At 45.8% G+C, this 20,472-nt stretch carries 20 protein-coding genes; 7 read left to right on the top strand and 13 right to left on the bottom strand.

All coding sequences use genetic code 11. From position 1 onward, the window contains the following. Positions 1–315: 315 nt before the first annotated feature. From ruvB to RH45_RS05425, 5 genes are all read right to left on the bottom strand, one after another. Entirely contained in the window at positions 316–1,320 is a 1,005-nt protein-coding gene (gene ruvB, locus RH45_RS05445; protein ID WP_008074704.1) for a Holliday junction branch migration DNA helicase RuvB, read from the bottom strand. Positions 1,321–1,336: 16 nt separating this feature from the next. Beyond that, positions 1,337–1,954: a Holliday junction branch migration protein RuvA gene (ruvA, locus tag RH45_RS05440; RefSeq protein ID WP_008074703.1), complete on the bottom strand. Its 618-nt coding sequence runs from the start codon at positions 1,952–1,954 to the stop codon at positions 1,337–1,339. A 186-nt stretch (positions 1,955–2,140) separates the two neighbouring features. Further along, complete coding sequence (gene ruvC / locus RH45_RS05435; protein WP_008074702.1) at positions 2,141–2,662, bottom strand: crossover junction endodeoxyribonuclease RuvC; 522 nt, start codon at positions 2,660–2,662, stop codon at positions 2,141–2,143. Between the two features lie 55 nt (positions 2,663–2,717). Then, positions 2,718–4,457 carry a glycoside hydrolase family 36 protein gene (locus RH45_RS05430; protein ID WP_008074701.1) on the bottom strand — a complete coding sequence of 580 codons (1,740 nt, stop codon included), beginning with the start codon at positions 4,455–4,457 and terminating at the stop codon, positions 2,718–2,720. Positions 4,458–4,761: 304 nt separating this feature from the next. Further along, positions 4,762–5,697, bottom strand: a complete 936-nt coding sequence (locus RH45_RS05425; protein ID WP_008074700.1) for a porin — start codon at positions 5,695–5,697, stop codon at positions 4,762–4,764. A 369-nt stretch (positions 5,698–6,066) separates the two neighbouring features. On the opposite strand from RH45_RS05425, the gene RH45_RS05420 reads away from it, so the two are divergent. Continuing rightward, positions 6,067–6,834: a substrate-binding periplasmic protein gene (locus RH45_RS05420; RefSeq protein WP_008074699.1), complete on the top strand. Its 768-nt coding sequence runs from the start codon at positions 6,067–6,069 to the stop codon at positions 6,832–6,834. 100 nt (positions 6,835–6,934) lie between these two features. On the opposite strand, the gene torA is transcribed toward RH45_RS05420, so the two are convergent. From torA to torE, 3 genes are read right to left on the bottom strand one after another with little or no spacing between them, the layout of a single operon-like run. Further along, entirely contained in the window at positions 6,935–9,397 is a 2,463-nt protein-coding gene (torA, locus tag RH45_RS05415; protein WP_008074698.1) for a trimethylamine-N-oxide reductase TorA, read from the bottom strand. Positions 9,398–9,421: 24 nt separating this feature from the next. Then, complete coding sequence (torC, locus tag RH45_RS05410) at positions 9,422–10,606, bottom strand: pentaheme c-type cytochrome TorC (RefSeq protein WP_008074697.1); 1,185 nt, start codon at positions 10,604–10,606, stop codon at positions 9,422–9,424. Positions 10,607–10,656: 50 nt separating this feature from the next. Beyond that, positions 10,657–10,836, bottom strand: coding sequence for a trimethylamine N-oxide reductase system protein TorE (torE, locus tag RH45_RS05405; protein ID WP_005378141.1), 180 nt, complete (start codon positions 10,834–10,836; stop codon positions 10,657–10,659). Between the two features lie 476 nt (positions 10,837–11,312). Between torE and RH45_RS05400 the strand changes: the two genes are divergently transcribed. Both RH45_RS05400 and RH45_RS23415 read left to right on the top strand, forming a co-directional pair. Continuing rightward, positions 11,313–12,107 (top strand): ABC transporter permease, encoded by a 795-nt coding sequence (locus tag RH45_RS05400; RefSeq protein WP_008074686.1) that lies wholly within the window; start codon positions 11,313–11,315, stop codon positions 12,105–12,107. Positions 12,108–12,297: 190 nt separating this feature from the next. Further along, positions 12,298–12,435 carry a hypothetical protein gene (locus RH45_RS23415; protein ID WP_158026983.1) on the top strand — a complete coding sequence of 46 codons (138 nt, stop codon included), beginning with the start codon at positions 12,298–12,300 and terminating at the stop codon, positions 12,433–12,435. A gap of 49 nt (positions 12,436–12,484) precedes the next feature. On the opposite strand, the gene focA is transcribed toward RH45_RS23415, so the two are convergent. Continuing rightward, positions 12,485–13,327: a formate transporter FocA gene (gene focA, locus RH45_RS05395; protein WP_008074684.1), complete on the bottom strand. Its 843-nt coding sequence runs from the start codon at positions 13,325–13,327 to the stop codon at positions 12,485–12,487. A 493-nt stretch (positions 13,328–13,820) separates the two neighbouring features. Between focA and RH45_RS05390 the strand changes: the two genes are divergently transcribed. Next, entirely contained in the window at positions 13,821–14,054 is a 234-nt protein-coding gene (locus RH45_RS05390; protein WP_008074683.1) for a TIGR02647 family protein, read from the top strand. Here the strand turns inward: RH45_RS05390 and RH45_RS05385 are convergent. Both RH45_RS05385 and RH45_RS05380 read right to left on the bottom strand, forming a co-directional pair. Next, the gene (locus tag RH45_RS05385) at positions 14,051–14,821 is read right to left on the bottom strand and encodes a substrate-binding periplasmic protein (RefSeq protein WP_008074682.1); all 771 of its coding nucleotides are present in this window, start codon (positions 14,819–14,821) and stop codon (positions 14,051–14,053) included. The genes RH45_RS05390 and RH45_RS05385 overlap by 4 nt on opposite strands. A 66-nt stretch (positions 14,822–14,887) precedes the next feature. Then, positions 14,888–15,307, bottom strand: coding sequence for a PACE efflux transporter (locus RH45_RS05380; RefSeq protein ID WP_008074680.1), 420 nt, complete (start codon positions 15,305–15,307; stop codon positions 14,888–14,890). An 86-nt stretch (positions 15,308–15,393) separates the two neighbouring features. Between RH45_RS05380 and RH45_RS05375 the strand changes: the two genes are divergently transcribed. From RH45_RS05375 to RH45_RS05365, 3 genes are read left to right on the top strand one after another with little or no spacing between them, the layout of a single operon-like run. After that, on the top strand, positions 15,394–16,284 hold the full coding sequence (locus RH45_RS05375) for a LysR family transcriptional regulator (RefSeq protein ID WP_008074679.1): 891 nt from the start codon (positions 15,394–15,396) through the stop codon (positions 16,282–16,284). Next, positions 16,281–17,102 carry an NAD-dependent epimerase/dehydratase family protein gene (locus RH45_RS05370; RefSeq protein ID WP_008074678.1) on the top strand — a complete coding sequence of 274 codons (822 nt, stop codon included), beginning with the start codon at positions 16,281–16,283 and terminating at the stop codon, positions 17,100–17,102. The genes RH45_RS05375 and RH45_RS05370 overlap by 4 nt, the downstream gene beginning before the upstream one ends. Before the next feature lie 15 nt (positions 17,103–17,117). After that, the gene (locus RH45_RS05365; protein ID WP_008074677.1) at positions 17,118–17,744 is read left to right on the top strand and encodes a YdcF family protein; all 627 of its coding nucleotides are present in this window, start codon (positions 17,118–17,120) and stop codon (positions 17,742–17,744) included. A gap of 75 nt (positions 17,745–17,819) precedes the next feature. Here RH45_RS05365 and clpA read toward each other — a convergent pair whose 3' ends face one another. Together clpA and clpS are read right to left on the bottom strand one after the other, a co-directional pair. Further along, complete coding sequence (gene clpA, locus RH45_RS05360; protein WP_008074676.1) at positions 17,820–20,090, bottom strand: ATP-dependent Clp protease ATP-binding subunit ClpA; 2,271 nt, start codon at positions 20,088–20,090, stop codon at positions 17,820–17,822. A gap of 42 nt (positions 20,091–20,132) precedes the next feature. Then, positions 20,133–20,453 (bottom strand): ATP-dependent Clp protease adapter ClpS, encoded by a 321-nt coding sequence (gene clpS / locus RH45_RS05355; RefSeq protein ID WP_008074675.1) that lies wholly within the window; start codon positions 20,451–20,453, stop codon positions 20,133–20,135. Positions 20,454–20,472 lie beyond the last annotated feature (19 nt).

Genomic DNA, 20,472 nt, shown 5'->3' with positions numbered 1-20,472 from the left:
CTAATATAGCTGGCGCTAATATTACTGCTAAAAACAGATTGTTTCAAAAGGTTTATAGGAGAGATCCGCTTTGATTTGCATCAACTTTTGCTTGGCATTTCTGTTCAAAAATACACCAACTTGATCCACATCAAGTATTTAAGCGAGTTTTTGTTACGTCGTGGTAATCATCAAAGCTATTTAAGTATTTATGCAGAACAAACACTTAACATCTACTTCAATTTGATTACCTAATTAGTGGTAGGATAGATTTTACAAATGTGATTTTGATCACACACAGTAAAAAGGCCAGCTGGTCAAAGCTGGCCTGAAATCTTATTTTTCAATTCCGAAATGAAGATAGGCTCGGTCGGTTGCGATTCTTCCTCTTGGCGTTCTTTGCAAATAGCCTTGCTGAATCAAGTAAGGCTCAAGAACATCCTCAATGGTGTCCTTCTCTTCACCTATAGCTGCCGCCATATTATCTAAGCCGACAGGGCCACCACCAAACTTCTCCATAATAGCAAGCAGTAGCTTTCTATCCATATAGTCGAAGCCTTGAGCATCAACATCGAGCATGTTAAGTGCTTTGTCTGCGACATCTGCACAGATATGGCCATTGCCCTTCACTTCCGCATAGTCACGTACACGGCGCAACAAGCGGTTAGCAATACGTGGCGTACCGCGAGCGCGTCTCGCCACTTCGAGCGCGCCATCGGCTTCCATCGACAAACCAAGGCAATCGGCACTGCGCTGGACAATGTTTTGCAAATCCGGGATCTTGTAATATTCAAGGCGCTGAGTAATACCAAAGCGATCGCGTAGCGGTGAAGTCAATGAGCCTGCCCGCGTGGTTGCACCGATTAAGGTAAATGGCGGCAGATCGATTTTGATAGAGCGAGCCGCTGGCCCCTCACCAATCATAATATCAAGCTGATAATCTTCCATCGCCGGATAGAGCACTTCCTCGACCATCGGGCTTAAACGGTGTATCTCATCGATAAAGAGCACATCGTTTTCCTCTAAGTTGGTCAACAACGCCGCCAAATCCCCTGCTTTTTCTAAAACTGGGCCCGAGGTGGTACGAATATTCACTCCCATCTCGTTAGCAACAATGTTTGCGAGCGTCGTTTTACCCAAACCAGGTGGACCAAAGATCAACAAGTGATCCAAGGCTTCCTCTCGTAATTGAGCTGCCTTGATGAAAATCTCCATCTGATCACGCACGTGATCTTGGCCTTTATAGTCTTCGAGCTTCTTTGGTCGAATCGCTCGATCGATAACGTCCTCTTCGCGATAAACCGGATTATCTGGTGCAATCAGTCGATCAGCTTCAATCATGACTTTTTACCTTGTGCTAAACCATGGATTTGAGCGCTTCACGAATCAGCTCTTCGCTACTCATACCCGGCTGGAGAATTTGTGACACCACTTTAGAGGCTTGAGTCGGTTTATAACCCAATGATAGCAAGGCGCTCACTGCTTCTTCCTCTGCGCTGCTCTGAACGACTTCTGGAGCCGAGTCCACTGGCGCTGCATCGGTAAACGGTGTGAACAAATCACCCGCACTCCACCCTTTAAGGCGATCTTTCATTTCAACCACTAAGCGCTCGGCAGTCTTCTTGCCAACGCCCGGCAGTTTAACGAGGGTTGAAATATCTTCGCGTTCAACCGAAGCAACAAACTGACTCGCTGTCATGCCAGAAAGAATACCCAAGCCAAGTTTAGGCCCAACGCCATTTGCTTTGATGACCTCGCGGAACAGCGCACGCTCTTTCACGGTATTAAAACCATACAGCAATTGCGCATCTTCACGCACGACAAAATGAGTATAAATGATGGCTTCTTCACCTACATTCGGTAGCTCATAAAAACAGCTCATCGGCATTTGTACTTCGTAACCGATGCCATTGACTTCAATAAGGAGTTCGGGAGGTTGTTTTTCAATCAGAATGCCGCGCAGACGTCCAATCACGGTAGATACTCTTTGGAAATGAATTTGCGACAGGATAATAAAGAACTGGATAGACATCCAGTCCTTTATTGAGTGAGGGTAGATTTTTGAGCCAAATGTTTTTCCTCTCCCCGCATTGCTGAGCGTGGTATTGATTGGCTCAATAACGAAGAAGGCGAAACCAAATTGTGTAAAATATTAATCGAGTTATCGATACCGACCACGACGAGCGCTGGTCGCTTTACCGGCCATTGCAATGAGTGTTTTATTGGTATTGGCATGACATATCGCCACACCCAGCGCATCTGCCGCATCCGCTTGAGGTTTACCGGGGAGCTTCAGCATTTGTTGCACCATATGCTGCACTTGCTCTTTGTCTGCCCCACCTGTTCCCGTTACCGCTTGTTTGATGAGTCTCGCTGCGTATTCATAAACCGGTAAATCATTATTGACCGCCGCCACAATGGCACTCCCTCGAGCCTGGCCAAGTTTTAGCGCTGAGTCGGCGTTACGGGCCATAAACACTTGTTCAATGGCGAATACATCCGGTTGAAATTGAGTAATGATCTCCGAAACCCCGGCGAAGATTTGCTTAAGGCGTCCGGGAAGCTCTTTTTCAGATGTTCGGATACAGCCACTCCCCAAATACTGAAGATGGCGTCCGTTTTGACGAATAACCCCGTATCCGGTGATACGAGAGCCGGGGTCGATACCAAGAATAACTGACATTAGTGCCTGTTTAAGATGAATATGTTCAATGCCGTATGGTAAAGCAGTGACACAACTATATCGAGGTAATTATCGCTCGACTTGATAAGCCAGCCTCTAACGCGACTTCTATCACTTGAGTGGGCTCAGGCACCAATCGCTCTCCTGTCCAGTAGTCATACCAATAGACGGGCTTTTCGGAGGTCAACGTCACTTCTCTAGCGGGTTGTTGGTAGTTGAACAAACAATGCAAATCATTGCGTTGGGTGAGCGGCAAAAACGCATGGTGAAGATTTAGCGCGGTAAAACGAGCAGCATCTTGGCAGTGCTTGTGTCTTAGCACCAACTTAGAGAGAGACTGTTTAGCAAACGAAGTTAATTCTGGTAGTGGGTCCCCAGATAATAGCAGCCCAGAGCTGGCCAGCAGCACGTTGCGGTGAAACTCGTAGCTTTGTCTTTCTGCGGTTTGATTCGGCAATGAGACAAACGCAGCACAGTCTGGATCGATTTGCCAAAGCTTTCTGTGTTGCCAACTGCGATAAAACGTCTCTTTCGCAATTTGTTCAAAACGATGTTCATTACGCTCTACGTCATCCGATACGCGCATTGCGTCTACCAAGCCAAGCGATGGCCACATTGGGGCATTACAACCTAAGATCATCGCGTCGCCCGCACCTTTAGCTATCGCTTCCATACCGAGGCGGTAGGCTTCAACCCCAGTGACGCCCGTTTGGCTGCGCACCCCTTTCAACGTGCCCCAATAATTGGCATCAAGCTTAAACAGCTCAATGCCCCACTCTTCACGCATGACTTTAACCACATGAGTCAAGTGATCTTGCACTTCAGGGTTAGAGGTATCTAAGATATACCAAGGTGTGCAGCGCCATCCGGCGTAGGTGACGTCCTCAGCTTTGAGCAATTGCCCATTGCGATGCGTGACAAACCAGTCAGGGTGGTTGCGGAAAATATCAGACTCAGGTTGAGCAATAAAAGGGGCGAGCCATATCGCAGGTTTTTTGCCCTTTGCCTTAATATTCTCAATTACTGCTTTAACACCGGCGGGGAACTTATCTGACGGGGTTAGCCAGTCTCCCATAAAAGCTTGGTAGCCATCATCAAGAAGCACATATTCCAGTTGTTTAAGCTCAGAGTGCATGATTTCAACATTAGTCGCGATATGTTGATCCGTCACCTGAGCATAGTAGGCATACCAAGAACACCAACCAATAGGCGCGCTTGTTGCCGCATTGGCTCTAGGAGTATGGTGACGAGCAATCAAACTCGCATATTCTTGATACAAGGTCGACAAAGACTCGCCTTGTAAACAGACCAAGGACTCAAGCTGCAAGGTGTTCCACTGCTGAGGAAGCGTGTTCTCACCATCAATGTAAGCACTGACTAACCAACGCCCATCGAACTCTTCAACGGTAAAGTAACCCGCAAAGCGCTGACAAGAGGTAAAACCAAATAAGCTGTAGCCTAAAGAGTCTTCGACGACTAAGTAGTTGTAGTAACGCTTAGATTCGTTTTGAGAATAGATGCGGTAGCTGGCGCTATCGTCGGGACAACGGCCAATGTCGATTGGATTTTCTATCGTACCTGTCGTTTGGGCGAGCATTTGAAAGCCATCCCCCAATATGGTGGCGCTTCTTTCAAAATTGAACTCTGTGCGGCAAAGGACATAACGCTCATCAAAAGGATCATTCGATAGCCCTTGATAAGAAAAGCTCAACTGGTTATCAACGAGTGAGACATGAAGATTATGATTGGGAATGAAGACCTGTCGTCCATTCGCCAGTTCCAGATGCTTGGCCATTTTCGTGCTCTATAAAACAAGATCAGGCACATTACACCATTAGGCAGTTATATTGTCTATTTGCTCAACAATACCTTAATCACGTTTCAGAATTTAATACATCACGTTAGGACCCCAGTACACCCATCGCGATTGCTGGCCCAAAGTAGCCAGCTAAGCAGCCATATTGTGGTAGGAAAGTAAGATAAGAAAAAGCCCTTCACTCCGGAAGGGCAAAAAGGCAGTGGATTATTGCGCTAAAGCGTCCTGCTTTATGAAAAACGGCCCGCATTGCAGGCCGTAACGTCAAGAGCCTGAAACTCTATTAGAATGTGTACGCTAGCTTAAGGAATGATTCTACTTCACCCTTATCCATACCTTCTTTAGTTACTTTGTTGTAACCTTCGTCAGAGATGTGGTAAGCAACGTCAACTAGAGCAGAGAAGTTGTCTGTGAATGCGTAAGAACCACCTAGGTTAACCGCTTCACGAGTCTCTTCAACTTTTACGTAACCAGCAGCTACGTATAGTGCTTCCATTGAGTAACCGATAGAAGAGTTGAATAGCTTAGCTTTGTCACCGTTCGCAAATTCTTCTTCAGCGAATGTCGCACCGATACCGAATGCGCCCGCTTTAACAACACCGTTTACTAGGTATAGTTTATCAGTGTTACCCATGTCTTCGTCGTTGTCTTCGTAACCTGCGTTCACAGCAAATAGGTCGTTTTCGAAACCTACGTAGCCGTTCCAACCTGATTGTGCAGCATTTGCTTCGTAGTTACGGTCACCGAAGTAAGAAACACCGTATTTGAAGCCTTCTTTGTCACCTTCGAACTTAACAACTTGACGAGCGTCAGATGCGTCAGAAGGAGACCATAGGAATTCGATAGTTTGGTCAGCAGCACCGTCAACAGCATCTAGAGCTGTGTCGTTTGCGTAACCGATAGAAGCCACACCGAACTCAGTTTTGTAACCAACCCAAGTGTCAGTGATAGTGAAAGTAGAATCAGTTGTTGCGTAGTCATCTTCGATGTCGAACTCACCACCGAACTTACCTACGATGTTGCCGTTTTCGTAATCAGCAAAGATATCGAAACCCGTAACGCCACCGTTGTAAGTCTCACGATCTTCACGGCTTGAGTCTGTGTAGCCACCTAGAGCGAACTCACCAGAAACAGTGAATTGGTCGCCTGATAGTGCTTCTACTGCAACTGCTGAACCAGCAACAAGAGAAAGAGCTACTGCTAATACTGTCTTTTTCATTTTTATTTGTTCCTATAAATTTTTATTTATGAGCGTCAACTACCGCCTACTCGCTCTGATTGAGGAAATTATTCGCCAAGCCAATAATTAACAAATAAAACGATCCAAATAGTTCTAATGTGCAAGTGGATTCAAAGCACCAAAAGATAAACAAATCTAAAAATCGCTCACTTTTTAACCTAAAAAACCTACAAAAAGAGAAGTTAATCACAACTTTCATCAAGAAGACCTAAAAGGCAAAAGTTCCCTATATAAAGAAAAAAATTCCCAATCCATAACCATTTTCTCAATTTATGAGACAGGTTGAGTCAATCGAAGATAGACGCACAGCGATAAACTACACTTTTGTCAGGAAGGTTTTGTCGGAGAATGGGTTTGTCTTATCACAGGGTGATGGTGAAAGGTATGGTGATATGGGGAATTTCCGTCACATGCTACGCCACCACATCACTAAATGTTGCGCAAGATATTTGGCCACCTTACGTCATGGACACACCGATTGGTGAAGGTATCGCGCACGATATCGTAACCCAGGGCTTAGTGCGTGCTGGCTACAAGTTTGCCTATCAGCACAAACCGTGGGCCAGAGTTCTTAAAGAAACTTATTACGGAAAAAACGACATTATTGTCGCGATTTGGAAAAGTGCCGAGCGAGAACGAAAATACCATTTCACAGAGCCTTACCTGTATAACCATTTGGCTGTTATATCACGCGCAGGCAATGACAAATTTGATTACCAGGGTCTCGATAGCCTGAATGGGCTGAAAGTTGCACTGATCGATAACTATGCCTACCCATCTGATTTGCTCGACCACCCAAACATTGAGCCCGTCCCCTCAAGTGACTTAACCACCAGTTTTCGCTTGTTACTTTCTCACCGAGCCGATGTTGTGGTTAGTGACGAGTTTGTGGCTTTGTGGACTCTTAAGGAAGCCAAACTTCCACACGGTAGATTTCACTTTAGCGCCAACAAACTCGCAACCAACAGCTTGCACGCGGCTGTTCGCAAAAGCCATCCACTGTCGCAACAGATCGTCTACAGCCTCAACTATCATTTCCGTACCATAGACGAGGTGAAGCTCGGAGAATTGAAGAAGAAATATGGCTTAGAAAAAATCGAACTAGAGCGCCCGTAATTGGTGCTTGAAACAAGTATGCTATGTATACAAGGCGTCAAAATAGCAATAGACATAAAAAAACCAGCCCGCAGGCTGGTTTTTCGTTATCGATGGCTGATTAAGCGACTTCGATTGGACCACCAAATGACGTCACAGGTGGGACCTTACCGGTGAACTTCTCAAACTCAACGATACATGTGTTCGCAGAAGTAGCCTGAGCAAGCTCAGAAGAGCCGATGTCCATTGTTAGCGTGTTTGGATCGCCGTAAGTACAGATCGCACCTTCTTTTTCGTTCAGAGGGCCGTACCATGCACCTTCTTCGATACGGATAACACCACGTGGGTAGCTATCAGTCAGTACCGCACCCGCTAGTAGCTGTCCGCGGTCGTTGTAAACACGTACCAAATCACCATCTTTAATGCCTTTTGCCTTCGCATCTTGAGGGTTGATGTACACAGGCTCACGACCTTGTACCGCATACGTTGCACGGAACTCTTCAGATTCACACATCTGTGAGTGTAGGCGTTTGTCTGGGTGACAAGACTGTAGCCAGTACGGGAACTTGTCTGAACCAGGGCCACCGTGTGAACGCTCTGTCTTTTCAAACCACATTGGGTGTTCTTGACAGTGCTCGTAACCATAGCGACCGATCTTACGTGATGTAATTTCGATAAAGCCTGATGGTGTACCTAAAGCGTTGATTTCTGGATCTTTACGGAAGTCAGCGTGACGAACCCAAGGTGAACCTTCACCGAAATCTAATACGCTCTTCTCCCAGAACTCATCAAACTCTGGCATATCAAACTTCGCTTTGTTCGCTGCGCGACAATCATCATACAGAGAACGAACCCACTGCATTTCATCCATGCCACGTGTGTACTCATTATGGCGACCGAAGCGGCGAGTTAGCTCAGTGAAGATCTCAAAGTCCGTCTTAGACTGGAACAATGGATCCACTAGGCGATGCATCGCGATCAGACCTTTACCTGAGTAAGAACCGTATACGTCGATGTCATTACGCTCGAACTGAGTACATGCTGGTAGTACGATGTCAGAGAAACGACATGTTGCTGTCCAAGCAAACTCAACCGTCACCACGGTTTGAAGCTGCTTGAAGGCTTTCTTCATGCGGTTACGATCTTGGTGGTGGTGCCAAGGGTTGTTACCCGAAATCACCATCATCTTGTAACCCGGTAGTTTCACTTTAGTACCGTTGTAACGAATCTCTTTACCCGGCTCTAGCAGACAGTCAATCCAGCGCGCGACAGGAATAGTACGGCTGTAACCGTTGAAGTCGTTGTTGTCCCACTTAGGCTTAGAACCTGTATCAAGGTTACGAGGGAAACCACCAGGAGCGGCAAAGCCTGTTGATGGAACACCGATACCTGAGTAGTGGTGACCGTAAGAGATACCGCCACCAGGCAGACCAATTTGACCAACCATTGCTGCAACCACTGCTGCTGCCCAGTATGGCTGTTCACCGTGTTCTTGACGCTGAATACACCAACCCATCAGGATCTGTGTACGGCCATTAACAAGCATGCGCGCAAATTCACGGATCTTGTCAGCTTTAACGCCACAAATCTCTTCAGCCCATTCAGGTGTCTTAACAACTTTATCTTTCGTTTCACCTTGAACGTACTTAATGAAGTCTTCGAAGCCTAGACAGTAAGTCTTAATGAACTCTTTGTCGTACAGATCTTCATTATAAAGAACATGCGCAACCGACAGCATAAAGGCTACGTCTGTCATCGGGTTGATGTACAGGTGATCATTCTGTAGGAAACGTTGAGTCTTGTTCTTAACTGGGTCGACAGACAGAACGTTGATCTCGCCTTTCGCTACTTTCTCTTTAAGCTGCTCTAGGTAAGGGAACGACTGGTGAGTCTCACAGTTCCAACCTACTTGTAGGTTCTTCACTGGATCATTCGCCCATAGGACGATGTTGTCCGAGTTCTCTAAGATTTCAGACCAAGACGTACCTTGCGCGTAAACCTCAGTTGAACCAAGAACGTAAGGAAGAATCGTCTGACCTGCACCCGTTGAGTAGTCACCTACTTTCGTGATGAAGTTACCGTGCATGTTCACTGCACGCTGCATGTGACTGGTACAGCTGTGGAACTGACCCGTTTGACGCCAGCCTGTTTGACCTGCGTGTAGAGCCCAAGGACCGTAGTCTTTTTGCACACGTTCAAGTTCACGGTAGAACAAGTCTAATGCTTCATCCCAAGTAACACGGATGAAACGGTTATCACCGCGCGTTTCTGCACTGTATTTATGCTTCTTAAGCCAATCTAGACGAACCATTGGATAACGAACACGTGACGGGCTGTAAATAATACCCTTGATGCCGTTGATCATGTCTGTTGGGTTTGTGTCTGATTCTAGCGGTTTGATCTCTTGGACTTTGCCCGCGTAGATATGGGCGCGGAATGCGCCCCAGTGTGAACCTGAAACTTTCCAAGTTCCTGTAGATTCTGCAGCGTTTGCAGAAGCAGATGCCAATAAGCTTGGACCGATTACTGACGCTGCACTAGTCGTTGCTACACCTTTAAGAAAACTTCTTCGTGTAATAGCCATTTCAATTACTCCATCCGACGCTTATTAGTGGTGACCTTCAGCAAAATCTGAAGAGTGCTTCTGTAGGTACTTCAATACTAGAGCTTCGCTGTCTGTATCGAAGTTAACGAACGCAAGCATACCGTTGAACATACCTGGCCATGTGTTCGCATCAAAGTGCGCTTCTGCAGGTTGTGTGTGACATACTGAACAGTTTGTCTTGTACGCTTCGCTCGCTTTCTCCCAGATAGGAGTCACGTCGTTAAGCATTGCTTCTTTCTTCATCCATACCGTGGCTGAAACTTTCTCCCAAGGAAGACCCGTCAACTCATCCACTTTCTTCTCGCCTTTGGTCACGATATCATCGCTAAGTGCCGCTTCCTTAAGAAGGGAACCAACCGCGATATTCATACCAAAGTCTTCTTGGATTACACGACCGAAGCCTTTCGCTTTACGCCAGCCGTCGATCTCAACTTTCATCATGTCGCCCTTGTTTTCTAGGACTGTCACCGTCGATGCAGGGTTTAGTAGGCCCGCTTCTTGACTCGCCGCGTCGTCGAAGTACACAGGAAGGTGACGTACGCTCACTAGCGCTTTACCTTCAGAGTAATCGGTATTCGAAGTAAGCTGCTCTAGCTCGCCAACGATACCACCAATGCTGTCCATACCAGCAGGTAGCTTGTGCGCGATACCCTTGTGACAATCAACACAGCTTTGATCTTTCTCAGCCGCTTGTTTCATCTGGATACGAGCGGTTGGAGACATTTGCTCGAAGTCCATAGATTCGTAGTTATGACAGTTTTTACACTCTAGGGATTTGTTTGCCGAGAAACGATCCCATTCGTGTTTAGCAAGTTCAATACGGCGCTCTTCAAATACACCTGGTTCATCGTAATTGCCAAACACCTGAGCAAATACCTCTTTAGATGCCTGCATCTTACGGGCAATTTTGTCTGTCCAGTTATGGGGAACGTGACAGTCAGGGCAAGTCGCACGAACACCAGAGTGGTTTTTCCAGTGAACGGTTTCTTGTAGCTCAACGTATACGTTGTCACGCATGGTGTGACAGCTAATACAGAATTCTTCAGTGTTAGTTGCCTCTAAAGCAGTGTTGAAGCCGCCCCAGAAGATAACACCAGCAATAAAGCCGCCCATCGTCAGCACACCGAGGCTGATATGGACTGCTGGGCGAGTCATCGTACGCCACAGCTTGATGATCAATGATTTCATAGTTTGCTCTCTTAAAATCTTTTCAAAAATGTGGAATTGAGCTCAGCGGCTTACATGCCGTGTGCACCTGGAGGCCCAAAGAAGAACACTTGAAGCATCCAAACAATAAATCCGTAGCCACCTACGAACGCCACACTCAGAATTGGGAAGAGAACAACTGCGATGAAGAGGAAAGACTTCCACTCCAGCGAGCGTTTTTCACCACTCTCAATTTTATTAACATCACTCATACATTTGCCTATTTTGTATCTAGTGTTATCCAGTAGCTTTTGTTACCAAGCTAATTTTTTTTACAATCTCTAACTCAAAATGTTAGACCATACTCTTAGTAGGGTTCAATCAAATCAAAGCTTGCACAGCCTGTTATTCAATACTTTTTTGAGCTCATCCAGAGATGTGTTTAATTAAATTTCCTTGTATCAAAATGCGCCCAATTATGAAAAAATGTTAACAGTAAACGGAGTGTTAAATTAAAAACAACTTGGCAACATTTTCGTTATTTATCGTCATATCGATCATTGATGTAACACGCTTTTTTCACCATTTAGCCCCTACTTTGTTACTCATTTTCGATGCCAATTGTTAAAAAATATACAACCCTTCATACTGTATTTGAGTTCAAGCAGATCCAGTAAATCAAAGGTCAAGTAGCTGAAATGTGGAAACAAAGCTACACTAGCCAAGTGAATAATGGAGCTGCACATCAATGAGTACTGTTGTCGATATTCCTTGGCCTATGCTTGGGCTGTTTTTCTCGACCTTGTCTATTCCACTACTGATCAACTACTACTACCAATTAGGTATAGCAAAGGATAGCCTTGTCAGCGTAACTAGGATGACTGTTCAATTGGTCTTAGTGGGTATTTACCTTGAGTACCTATTTGAATTAGACAGTCTGCTCATTAACCTCGTCTGGCTATTGGCTATGGTTGTAGTTGGAGCAAGCTCCATTCTTGAAAAGGCTAAACTACCCAAAAAACCGCTCTTTCTTCCTGTTATGTCGGGCTTACTGATCGGTCTTACTCCTACCCTTTCGTTGATCAGCCTCGCAATAGTCAAACCCACTCCACTTTATAGTGCGCAGTACCTCATTCCATTAGCGGGCATGTTGCTTGGTAATTCCCTCGGAGGAAACATTGTCGCGCTGCAAAATCTCTATACAGCACTTGAAGAAAGGAAAGACCAGTATGAGGCGGCCATTGCGCTTGGTGCCTCTCGAGTTTTTGCGACTCGCCCTTTTGTAACAGACGCAATTAGGAAATCTTTGGCTCCTACTCTTGCTTCAATGGCAACCAGTGGCTTGGTCACCTTACCTGGTATGATGACGGGACAAATTCTCGGCGGGGCAAGCCCGATCATTGCCATCAAATACCAAGTGCTGATCATGATTGCGATCTTTGTCATGATGTCTGTATCGACCTCTATCTGTCTCAGTTTCGCAATTAGAACAACAATTCATCCGCACGGTCGCATTTTGGTCAAAACTCTACTGGACAAATAAGATCCTCGTCATTGCTGGGCCAAATGATCTTATCCACAGATTCTGTGGATAACCGTGGTGATACATAGCGGACGCTCTTTACCTACCCGACTGTAAAAATAATTTCTCTTGCAATCATGCACATATGATTTATTTCTATAGGCGTAATATATTCGTCATCTAAGGCTTCTAGATTGGCAAAGTGAATCCAATGAGGACATTAACGATGAACATGGACCTGTACTTAGATCGTATTCAAAATGAAGATGAAGAGATGTGGAATTGGCTCGTCGACGAACCTGAAGGGGTCGTAGCCCCGGAGGAGTTCGGATTATCGGAATCGATATAGAAGAAAATTAAAAAGCCGAAAGGTGGTACACCTTTCGGCTTTTTGAGCGTTAGTCACGTAGATAGATCAACCAATACCACATGCCCACAAACAGGCCGCCGCCAATGATATTGCCCAAGGTCACAGGAACTAGGTTATTGAGGATAAAGTCGATCAAGTTGAGATCCGCATAATCGGCAATGTTCGCCCCCGTCATCTGCCAAAACTCGACAGGTGCAAAGTTCTTGATACCGATAGCCATTGGTACTTGGAACATGTTCGCAATACAGTGCTCAAAACCCGCAGAAACGAACATCGCAACAGGTAAAATCATCACCGCAATTTTGTCTGTTAATGTGCGACCACTGAATGTCATCCAAACCGCGATACAAACCAACACATTACACATAATGCCTAAGGCAACCGCTGACAAAAATGTGTGATGAAGTTTGTGCTGCGATATGGCCATCGCATTTAAACCGACTTGGCCGTGATCAAACATGTACTGTTTGGTCATCAACATACAGGCCACCAGTAGCAAAGCCCCCACTAAGTTGCCGCCGTAGACAACAGCCCAGTTTTTAAATAGGCAGCGCCACGTAATTTTGCCACTTGCTCTCGCCACCAGCGTCAGGACAGAACTGGTAAAGAGTTCACCACCTGTGACGACGACAAGTATTAGGCCTAAGCTGAATGCCAACCCGCCCAGTAAACGCGAAATTCCCCAAGGAATATCCCCAGCCCCTGTGGTAACAATGGTGTAGAAAACAAAAGCGATACCGATATGAATGCCAGCTGAAATCGCAAGCAGAAAGGACTTCATCGGATCTTTGGTCGCTTTATCGACACCAATTTCCGCTGCTCGCTCCGCAACTTGAGGTGGCAATAAAGAATCAAACTGGTTGAGGTTCATCTGATTAACATTTAGAAACATGTGGATTTGTGGCCGCGGATAATTACTCGATTTGTGATCAATTTCAAGCCTTAAATCCACCTGTTATTCAAATAGTTTTTAATGTCACGGAAAATGAATGTAATTGCATTCGTTGCATACCTAAAAACACCTAAACCACTCTGTTCACAGTGATGAACTAATCATTAATAATCAGATAGATAGAGATTGCTTTAATATATAAAAATGTCCAGATTCATGCTTTAGTTTAAATTCTCATATGGATATTCGTTTTTATGCAGTTTTCGCATTATTAGATTGCATAGTTGGCACTGCCTCATTACTAAGCCGGGGCAGCGGTGCTCTCACTCAAAGCAAGATTGTTTACGCATTCGCCAGTCGCGAGCAATTAGCATGAGTTTTTATGCCTCAGGTAACACTTCTTTGTAAATTAAATTGCCGCGCTTTCAGCGTGGAACTAAGGTGAAGGTATTGTTTCGTGAAGGAATTTATTATGAAGTACAACCAAGAACATACAGCTGAACTTAATCTTCTACTGCAGTTTGACCTAAGCAGTGCAGCTACGGGTATCAAGGTACACCACGATGCTTCTGAGGAGATGCAGTCTGCAGTTAAACGTCTTTATGAAAAAGGACTCTGTACGCTTCCGGATGGCGGTTACCTGACCGATGAAGGTATCGAAGTCGCAGAACACGCAGATCGAATCCTGCGCGTGCTAAGCAGCTAATCTGATCGTTTTTGAGGGGCTGGCTGCGCGACAGTGTCAAATGTCATTGATTTCTCTAGCCGAGCTTTCACAACATTGATGTCCACTTGCTTTAGCCCCTTGTTAAAAATATCCCGCCACGACTGTCCCTCTGGGGTATTTTTAAACGCTAAGTAAATCTGCTTCACCGCGAGAAGTTTTTGATTCATCTCTAACCGCTGTATAAGCACCTCTCTGCGCGGATCCACACTGATCAAATAATCCAATACGTTGGTATCAATGACCGCCACATCTAATCGACTTTTCGCGACTTTATGGATATTGCGGCTGTCGCTAACCGAGGCTTCTACGGCTAAAAACCCTCGCTCTACTAGCTGATCAAATTCTTTGGTATTAACATAGCCCTGCACCACGCCAATGCGAAGCCCTTTTAGGTCGCTCAACTGCGACCAATAAATTGGCGATCGGGTGTTTTGAACTAGACCTAATGGCCCACTACCAATAGGCTGTGAAAAAACAAATTCTTCACTGTCAAAGTAGTATTCAGGAAAATAGCCAATGAAGCGCTCTTGCTTAGTGGCGGTCGCGACACTTCTCACCCAAGGTTTAAACTCCACCACCAAATCATAACCCATGACGGCAAACGCCTCACGGGCAATCGCAACCGAGAGGCCATTTTCGGCCAGTTTGGCCCCCGAATAAGGCGGCCATTCGAGCGATGTCATGTACACTTGCTGATTCGCTTGCACCGTACCGCACAGCAAACACAAAACCAGCCACCACTTCATAGATCCCTCCTAGATAGCTAAATGTGAGTTACCTCACTTAAAGCATAGGATCCACAGGGTATTAATCTAGCTTTTTATCGCCATTAGCTTGTAGGGTTGGTATCGGTCGTAAAGCCAGTTAAACCCAGTTGCGTAGAAGAAAAAGAACACTAAGAACCCCGCTTCTAGCAATAAAGCATTGAATATGCTGATGCCTAAGAACCAAGCCACCGTTGGCACAGTAATAAAGATCATCCCACCTTCAAATCCCGCAGTATGCGCAATTCGCAACGTAAGTGAGCGGCCCGTTCTGTCTTCGCCAAATATTCTGTCGAAGCCAATATTGTAAAAGTAGTTCCAGACAACCGTAAACAAGCTTAAACCGACACCGACAATAGCAAGCTCGCTGGTCTCTTTACCCGTAATCATTGAAGAAACAGGAATGATGATGGCTAAAGCGATAACTTCAAATAGCGCCGCGTGAAAAATTCGTTCTTTGTTGTTCATGGTGAATCTCTGTTGTTTTTCAAGTTGCGCTCATTATTATCTCTATTTATGATGATTAATAATTAGATACCATCAGTAAAAGTGATATGTATAGTATTGAGCAGCTACAAGCCTTCGTCGCAACCGTAGAGCATGGTTCTTTCTCTTCCGCCGCTCGTGCACTCAACAAGGTTCAATCCGCCATTAGCCAACACATCATCAACCTGGAAATCGACTGTGGATTCGAGCTTTTCACTCGCCAAGGGCGTTATCCAGCGCTCACCTCCCAAGGCGAACAGCTGCTGCCTTATGCTCAGACGACGCTTCAACAACATCAGCGGCTAAAACGCAGTGCAGAGCAGATATTTAAAGAAGAACACGCACACCTTTCCATCGCGATGGATGAGGGGATCCCCACTACACATTTGTATACTGCGATCAATCGCGTGTTAGCCGCTTACCCTGGGGTAAGTTTTGAGTTCCTTGCGGCATCGAGCGTCGACATCATCGAACTCATTGAGGCAAAAAGGGTGACAACAGGGGTTATTTTCTCGGAGCTGAATATGCCAACTGGGATCGACTTTGAGTCGGTTGGCCATGTCGAGTTTGATGTGTTTGTTTCTGCCGAGCATCTCCTAGCGCAAAATACTGCCGATAACCTTGAAGAATTAACGCTTCACCGCCAACTGCTTGTCCGTTCAAAAAACACCAAAACCAGCAGCTTTATGAAGGCCTATAGCCCAGATGTTTGGTATGCTGATAACTACTTCGTTCTGATGGAGTTAATCGCAGCGGGATTTGGTTGGGGTGTTCTTCCTACACATGTCGTTGAACCTATGCTTAATTCAGGCGCAATTGTGCGTGTTCCGGTTAGGCTTGAGAACTTAGCTTGGCATGCGAATGTTGATGTCATTCAGCACCCTTCTTTCAGCGCTTTACCTATCCACAGTATGTTGCGCAAAGAAATCAGAGATCTATTTACAGGGAGTAAACAGTGAAAACAGTAACAGTGATAGGCGGCGGTTGGTTAGGCCGTCCCCTCGCCCATTATTTAGAAACAATCGGCCATAAAGTGTACGTCAGTAAGACCACTGACCAAGGTGTGTCTGACCTTAACGAAGAGCAGTTAAATGCCTTCCGTTTTAATCTCGACGATGATAGCTCGACACTCACTACAGCGATTGAGCAACAATCCCCTGATACTGTTATTGGCTGCTTTCCTCCCGGGTTTCGCTCTGGCGGCGGGCAACGCTACGCTGAGCTCTGGCAAAAATTACTCAACGTCTGTCATTCGGCAAAGGTAAGAAAAGTCGTTATGGTCAGCTCGACTTCCGTTTATCCTGATATCGCAAGCGATATGAGAGAAGAGGATGCTTCCCTTGCTCTTGCCGAACAACACGAAGCATTTAGCGATAAAGCCAAAGTCATGTTACAAGCAGAACAGTACGTAAAAGACTCAGGGCTTAAATACGCCATTGTTCGGTGCAGCGGACTGACTGGACCAGATCGCCACGCTTCCCGATTTGCACCGCGCTTGAAACAGGTGAGCGATCAAGCACCAGCAAATATGCTTCACCTCACTGATGCCATTGGTGCCGTCAGCTTTGTCGCTCACTTAGAGACCAGCGTCGTGGTAAATGCGACGACACCAAATACCGTCAGTAAGGCCGAGTTCTATCAAGCTGCATTGACCAGTGTCAACTCGCCAGCCGCACTGCCTAACGTTGTTCACACCCCTGATAAACGAATCTTGGCAGACAGTTTGGTTAGTCTTGGTTATCGCTTTCACCACCAGCACACTTTGGAAATTATATAACCGACTGGAGTAGCCATGAAGCTATACCAACATCTGGAACATCTATGGTCCTACATGCAGCTCAATCATGAGCTCAAAGCATCAGAGTGTATCTTTGTCCTTGGTAGTAATGATCTAAGAGTTGCAGAATATGCCGCGACGCTCTACCACCAAGGTTGGGCAAATAAGATTCTTTTTTCCGGCGGTTTTGGCCGATTAACTGCGGGCAATTTTGATCGAAGTGAAGCGGAAACCTTCGCGCAAGTGGCTCGAGATCTTGGTGTACCAGCCCAAGACATTCTGATTGAAGATAAAGCCACCAACACAGGTGAAAATGTTCAGTTCAGTGCAGAGCTCCTCAAACAACATAATCTCTGCTTTTCTTCATTCATACTGGTCCAAAAGCCCTATATGGAACGGCGCACTCTGGCCACATTTACCAAACAATGGCCCACGTCTTATCAGCAGGTTTGCGTCACTTCACCGAAAAGTACATTTTGCGAGTATTTTAACGATGACATAGACCTCGATACCACAGTAAGAGCCATGCTCGGAGATTTCGAACGTATTAAGACCTACCCGGCACTAGGTTTTCAAACCGAACAAGAGATTCCTGCTTGTGTTGAGCAGTCGTATCAAGTCATTCGCCAAACCTTCTCATAGCCTTGTTATCGAGATTGAGCCCATTAAAAAAAGCCAGAGCATCATGCTCTGGCTTTTTTGTTTTCATATCTGAGGTTAGTGAATTGCGGCTTCTTTCTCACTCAAGTACTCGAATTTAAGTTCTTCATCCTTGAGTTCAACTTTCACCGTACCACCGTCAACTAAGCTACCAAACAGCAACTCGTTAGCAAGCGGTTTCTTCAACTTATCTTGGATTACACGTCCCATTGGGCGAGCACCCATTGCCTTGTCGTAACCTTTAACCGCCAACCAATGACGAGCATCATCAGAGACTTCCAGAGAGACACCGCGCGCATCGAGCTGAGCTTGCAGTTCGACAATAAACTTATCCACTACTTGATGAATAACATGCTCATCTAAGCTGTTGAACCAGATAATGTTATCCAAACGGTTACGGAACTCAGGAGTGAACACTTTCTTAATTACCGACATCGCATCGTGACTGTGATCTTGCTGGATCAAACCGATCGATTTCTTCTCAGTTTCCTGAACACCCGCATTCGTAGTCATCACTAGGATCACATTACGGAAATCGGCTTTGCGACCGTTGTTGTCTGTCAGCGTACCATTATCCATCACCTGCAGCAGCAGATTGAAGATATCTGGGTGCGCCTTCTCAATTTCATCAAGCAGCACAACAGAATGAGGGTGCTTGATAACCGCATCGGTAAGCAGGCCACCTTGGTCATAACCCACATAGCCAGGAGGCGCACCGATCAATCGGCTCACCGAGTGACGCTCACCGTATTCCGACATATCAAACCTTAGCAGCTCAATACCCATCAGTTTAGACAACTGCACCGTCACTTCTGTCTTACCGACCCCCGTTGGGCCAGCAAACAAGAACGAACCAACGGGTTTATTCTCAGCACCAAGGCCGGCACGAGTCAGCTTAATCGCTTCACTTAGCACATCGATGGCATCGTCTTGGCCAAATACCAGCATCTTCATCTTCTCATCAAGATTCTGCAGAACCTCTTTGTCCGAAGAAGACACAGATTTTTCTGGAATACGCGCCATCTTAGCGACCATTGCTTCAATGTCAGCAACGCCAACGGTTTTCTTACGACGGCTAGCAGGGGCTAAACGGCTGCGAGCACCAGCTTCATCAATCACGTCGATCGCCTTATCAGGCAAGTGACGCTCATTAATGTATTTGGCAGATAGTTCTACCGCAGCACGAAGCGCTTTATTGGTGTAGCGAACCTCGTGGTGTGCTTCGTATTTCGGCTTCAGGCCAATCAAGATTTTAGTCGTGTCGTCGAGAGAAGGTTCAACCACATCAATCTTCTGGAAGCGGCGAGACAATGCGCGCTCTTTCTCAAAGATATTGCTGTATTCTTGATAAGTCGTCGAGCCAATACAGCGTAACTTACCACTGCTTAGCAAAGGTTTAATCAAGTTGGCGGCGTCTACCTGTCCACCTGACGCTGCACCAGCACCGATGATCGTATGGATTTCATCAATGAATAAGATGGCATCTTCTTCTTTCTCTAGCTGTTTCAAGATCGCCTTAAAGCGCTTCTCGAAGTCACCTCGGTACTTAGTACCAGCAAGTAACGAACCGATATCCAGAGAATAAATGACACTGTCTTTAATGATTTCAGGAACTTGACCTTCAACGATGCGCCAAGCCAACCCTTCCGCAATCGCGGTTTTACCGACCCCGGCTTCACCTACCAGCAATGGGTTGTTCTTTCGACGACGACACAGAACTTGAATGGTACGCTCAAGCTCTTTATCTCGGCCGATTAGGGGATCGATGTTGCCTTGTTTCGCTACTTGGTTGAGATTAGTCGCGAAGCTTTCTAGACGCTCTTCAGAGCTGGTTTCCTCAACATTATCACTGCTGAATGAGTCGGAAGGCGAAGCATCATCACCCGCGCTGGAGGCTTTCGTGATGCCGTGTGAAATGAAATTAACAATATCGAGGCGACTAATATCGTTTTTCTTCAACAAATAAGCCGCGTGCGATTCTTGTTCACTGAAAATGGCCACCAGCACATTAGCGCCAGTCACTTCACTGCGACCCGACGACTGTACATGGAATACCGCGCGCTGTAAGACACGCTGGAAGCTCAAAGTAGGCTGAGTTTCTCGGGTCTCATCATTTTCTGGGATAAGAGGCGTTGTTTGGTCAATGAAGATATCGAGTTCGTTGCGTAATGCTTCAATATCAGCCTGACAAGCTTGAAGAGCTTCTCGCGCAGCATCATTTTCCAGCAATGCTAGCAGGAGGTGCTCGACAGTCATAAACTCATGTCGTTTGTCTCGAGCTCGAGAAAACGCGCTGTTTAGGCTCGACTCTAATTCTTTGTTTAGCATAAGTACCTCCTTCAACAACAATACTTGTTGTACGAACAAACGTTAAGCTTGTTCCATTGTACAAAGCAACGGATGCTCATTTTCCTTAGAATACATCGTGACCTGAGCCACTTTAGTTTCAGCAACTTCTGCAGTAAACGTGCCACAGATTGCCTTCCCTTCATAATGCACTTTAAGCATAACTTGTGTTGCTTTGTCCTCGTCCATTGAAAAAAAACGTTCAAGAATTTCAATTACAAAGTCCATCGGGGTGTAATCATCGTTGTTTAACACAACGTTATACATAGATGGCGGTTTAATTTTTGTTTTCTCTAACTCCAGAAGGTCCGAATCTGGAGTCACCCATTCAAAATGCTTGCTCATGATTTATCAGCGTTGATGT

This window comes from Vibrio sinaloensis DSM 21326 (genome assembly GCF_000189275.1).
GTDB lineage: Bacteria > Pseudomonadota > Gammaproteobacteria > Enterobacterales > Vibrionaceae > Vibrio > Vibrio sinaloensis.
The sequence above is the reverse complement of the archived record's forward strand: the minus strand, read 5'-3'. Positions and strand labels throughout refer to the sequence as shown.

Excerpts from the sequence above, each read along its gene's own strand:
- torC (WP_008074697.1), bottom strand. The coding sequence starts at position 10,606 with ATGAAATCATTGATCATCAAGCTGTGGCGTACGATGACTCGCCCAGCA.
- RH45_RS05380 (WP_008074680.1), bottom strand. The coding sequence starts at position 15,307 with ATGAACAACAAAGAACGAATTTTTCACGCGGCGCTATTTGAAGTTATC.
- RH45_RS05385 (WP_008074682.1), bottom strand. The coding sequence starts at position 14,821 with ATGAAGTGGTGGCTGGTTTTGTGTTTGCTGTGCGGTACGGTGCAAGCG.
- RH45_RS05365 (WP_008074677.1), top strand. The coding sequence starts at position 17,118 with ATGAAGCTATACCAACATCTGGAACATCTATGGTCCTACATGCAGCTC.
- RH45_RS05400 (WP_008074686.1), top strand. The coding sequence starts at position 11,313 with ATGAGTACTGTTGTCGATATTCCTTGGCCTATGCTTGGGCTGTTTTTC.
- RH45_RS05425 (WP_008074700.1), bottom strand. The coding sequence starts at position 5,697 with ATGAAAAAGACAGTATTAGCAGTAGCTCTTTCTCTTGTTGCTGGTTCA.
- ruvC (WP_008074702.1), bottom strand. The coding sequence starts at position 2,662 with ATGTCAGTTATTCTTGGTATCGACCCCGGCTCTCGTATCACCGGATAC.
- RH45_RS23415 (WP_158026983.1), top strand. The coding sequence starts at position 12,298 with ATGAGGACATTAACGATGAACATGGACCTGTACTTAGATCGTATTCAA.
- RH45_RS05420 (WP_008074699.1), top strand. The coding sequence starts at position 6,067 with ATGGGTTTGTCTTATCACAGGGTGATGGTGAAAGGTATGGTGATATGG.
- RH45_RS05375 (WP_008074679.1), top strand. The coding sequence starts at position 15,394 with ATGTATAGTATTGAGCAGCTACAAGCCTTCGTCGCAACCGTAGAGCAT.
- torA (WP_008074698.1), bottom strand. The coding sequence starts at position 9,397 with ATGGCTATTACACGAAGAAGTTTTCTTAAAGGTGTAGCAACGACTAGT.
- focA (WP_008074684.1), bottom strand. The coding sequence starts at position 13,327 with ATGAACCTCAACCAGTTTGATTCTTTATTGCCACCTCAAGTTGCGGAG.
- clpS (WP_008074675.1), bottom strand. The coding sequence starts at position 20,453 with ATGAGCAAGCATTTTGAATGGGTGACTCCAGATTCGGACCTTCTGGAG.
- RH45_RS05390 (WP_008074683.1), top strand. The coding sequence starts at position 13,821 with ATGAAGTACAACCAAGAACATACAGCTGAACTTAATCTTCTACTGCAG.
- ruvB (WP_008074704.1), bottom strand. The coding sequence starts at position 1,320 with ATGATTGAAGCTGATCGACTGATTGCACCAGATAATCCGGTTTATCGC.
- RH45_RS05430 (WP_008074701.1), bottom strand. The coding sequence starts at position 4,457 with ATGGCCAAGCATCTGGAACTGGCGAATGGACGACAGGTCTTCATTCCC.
- torE (WP_005378141.1), bottom strand. The coding sequence starts at position 10,836 with ATGAGTGATGTTAATAAAATTGAGAGTGGTGAAAAACGCTCGCTGGAG.
- clpA (WP_008074676.1), bottom strand. The coding sequence starts at position 20,090 with ATGCTAAACAAAGAATTAGAGTCGAGCCTAAACAGCGCGTTTTCTCGA.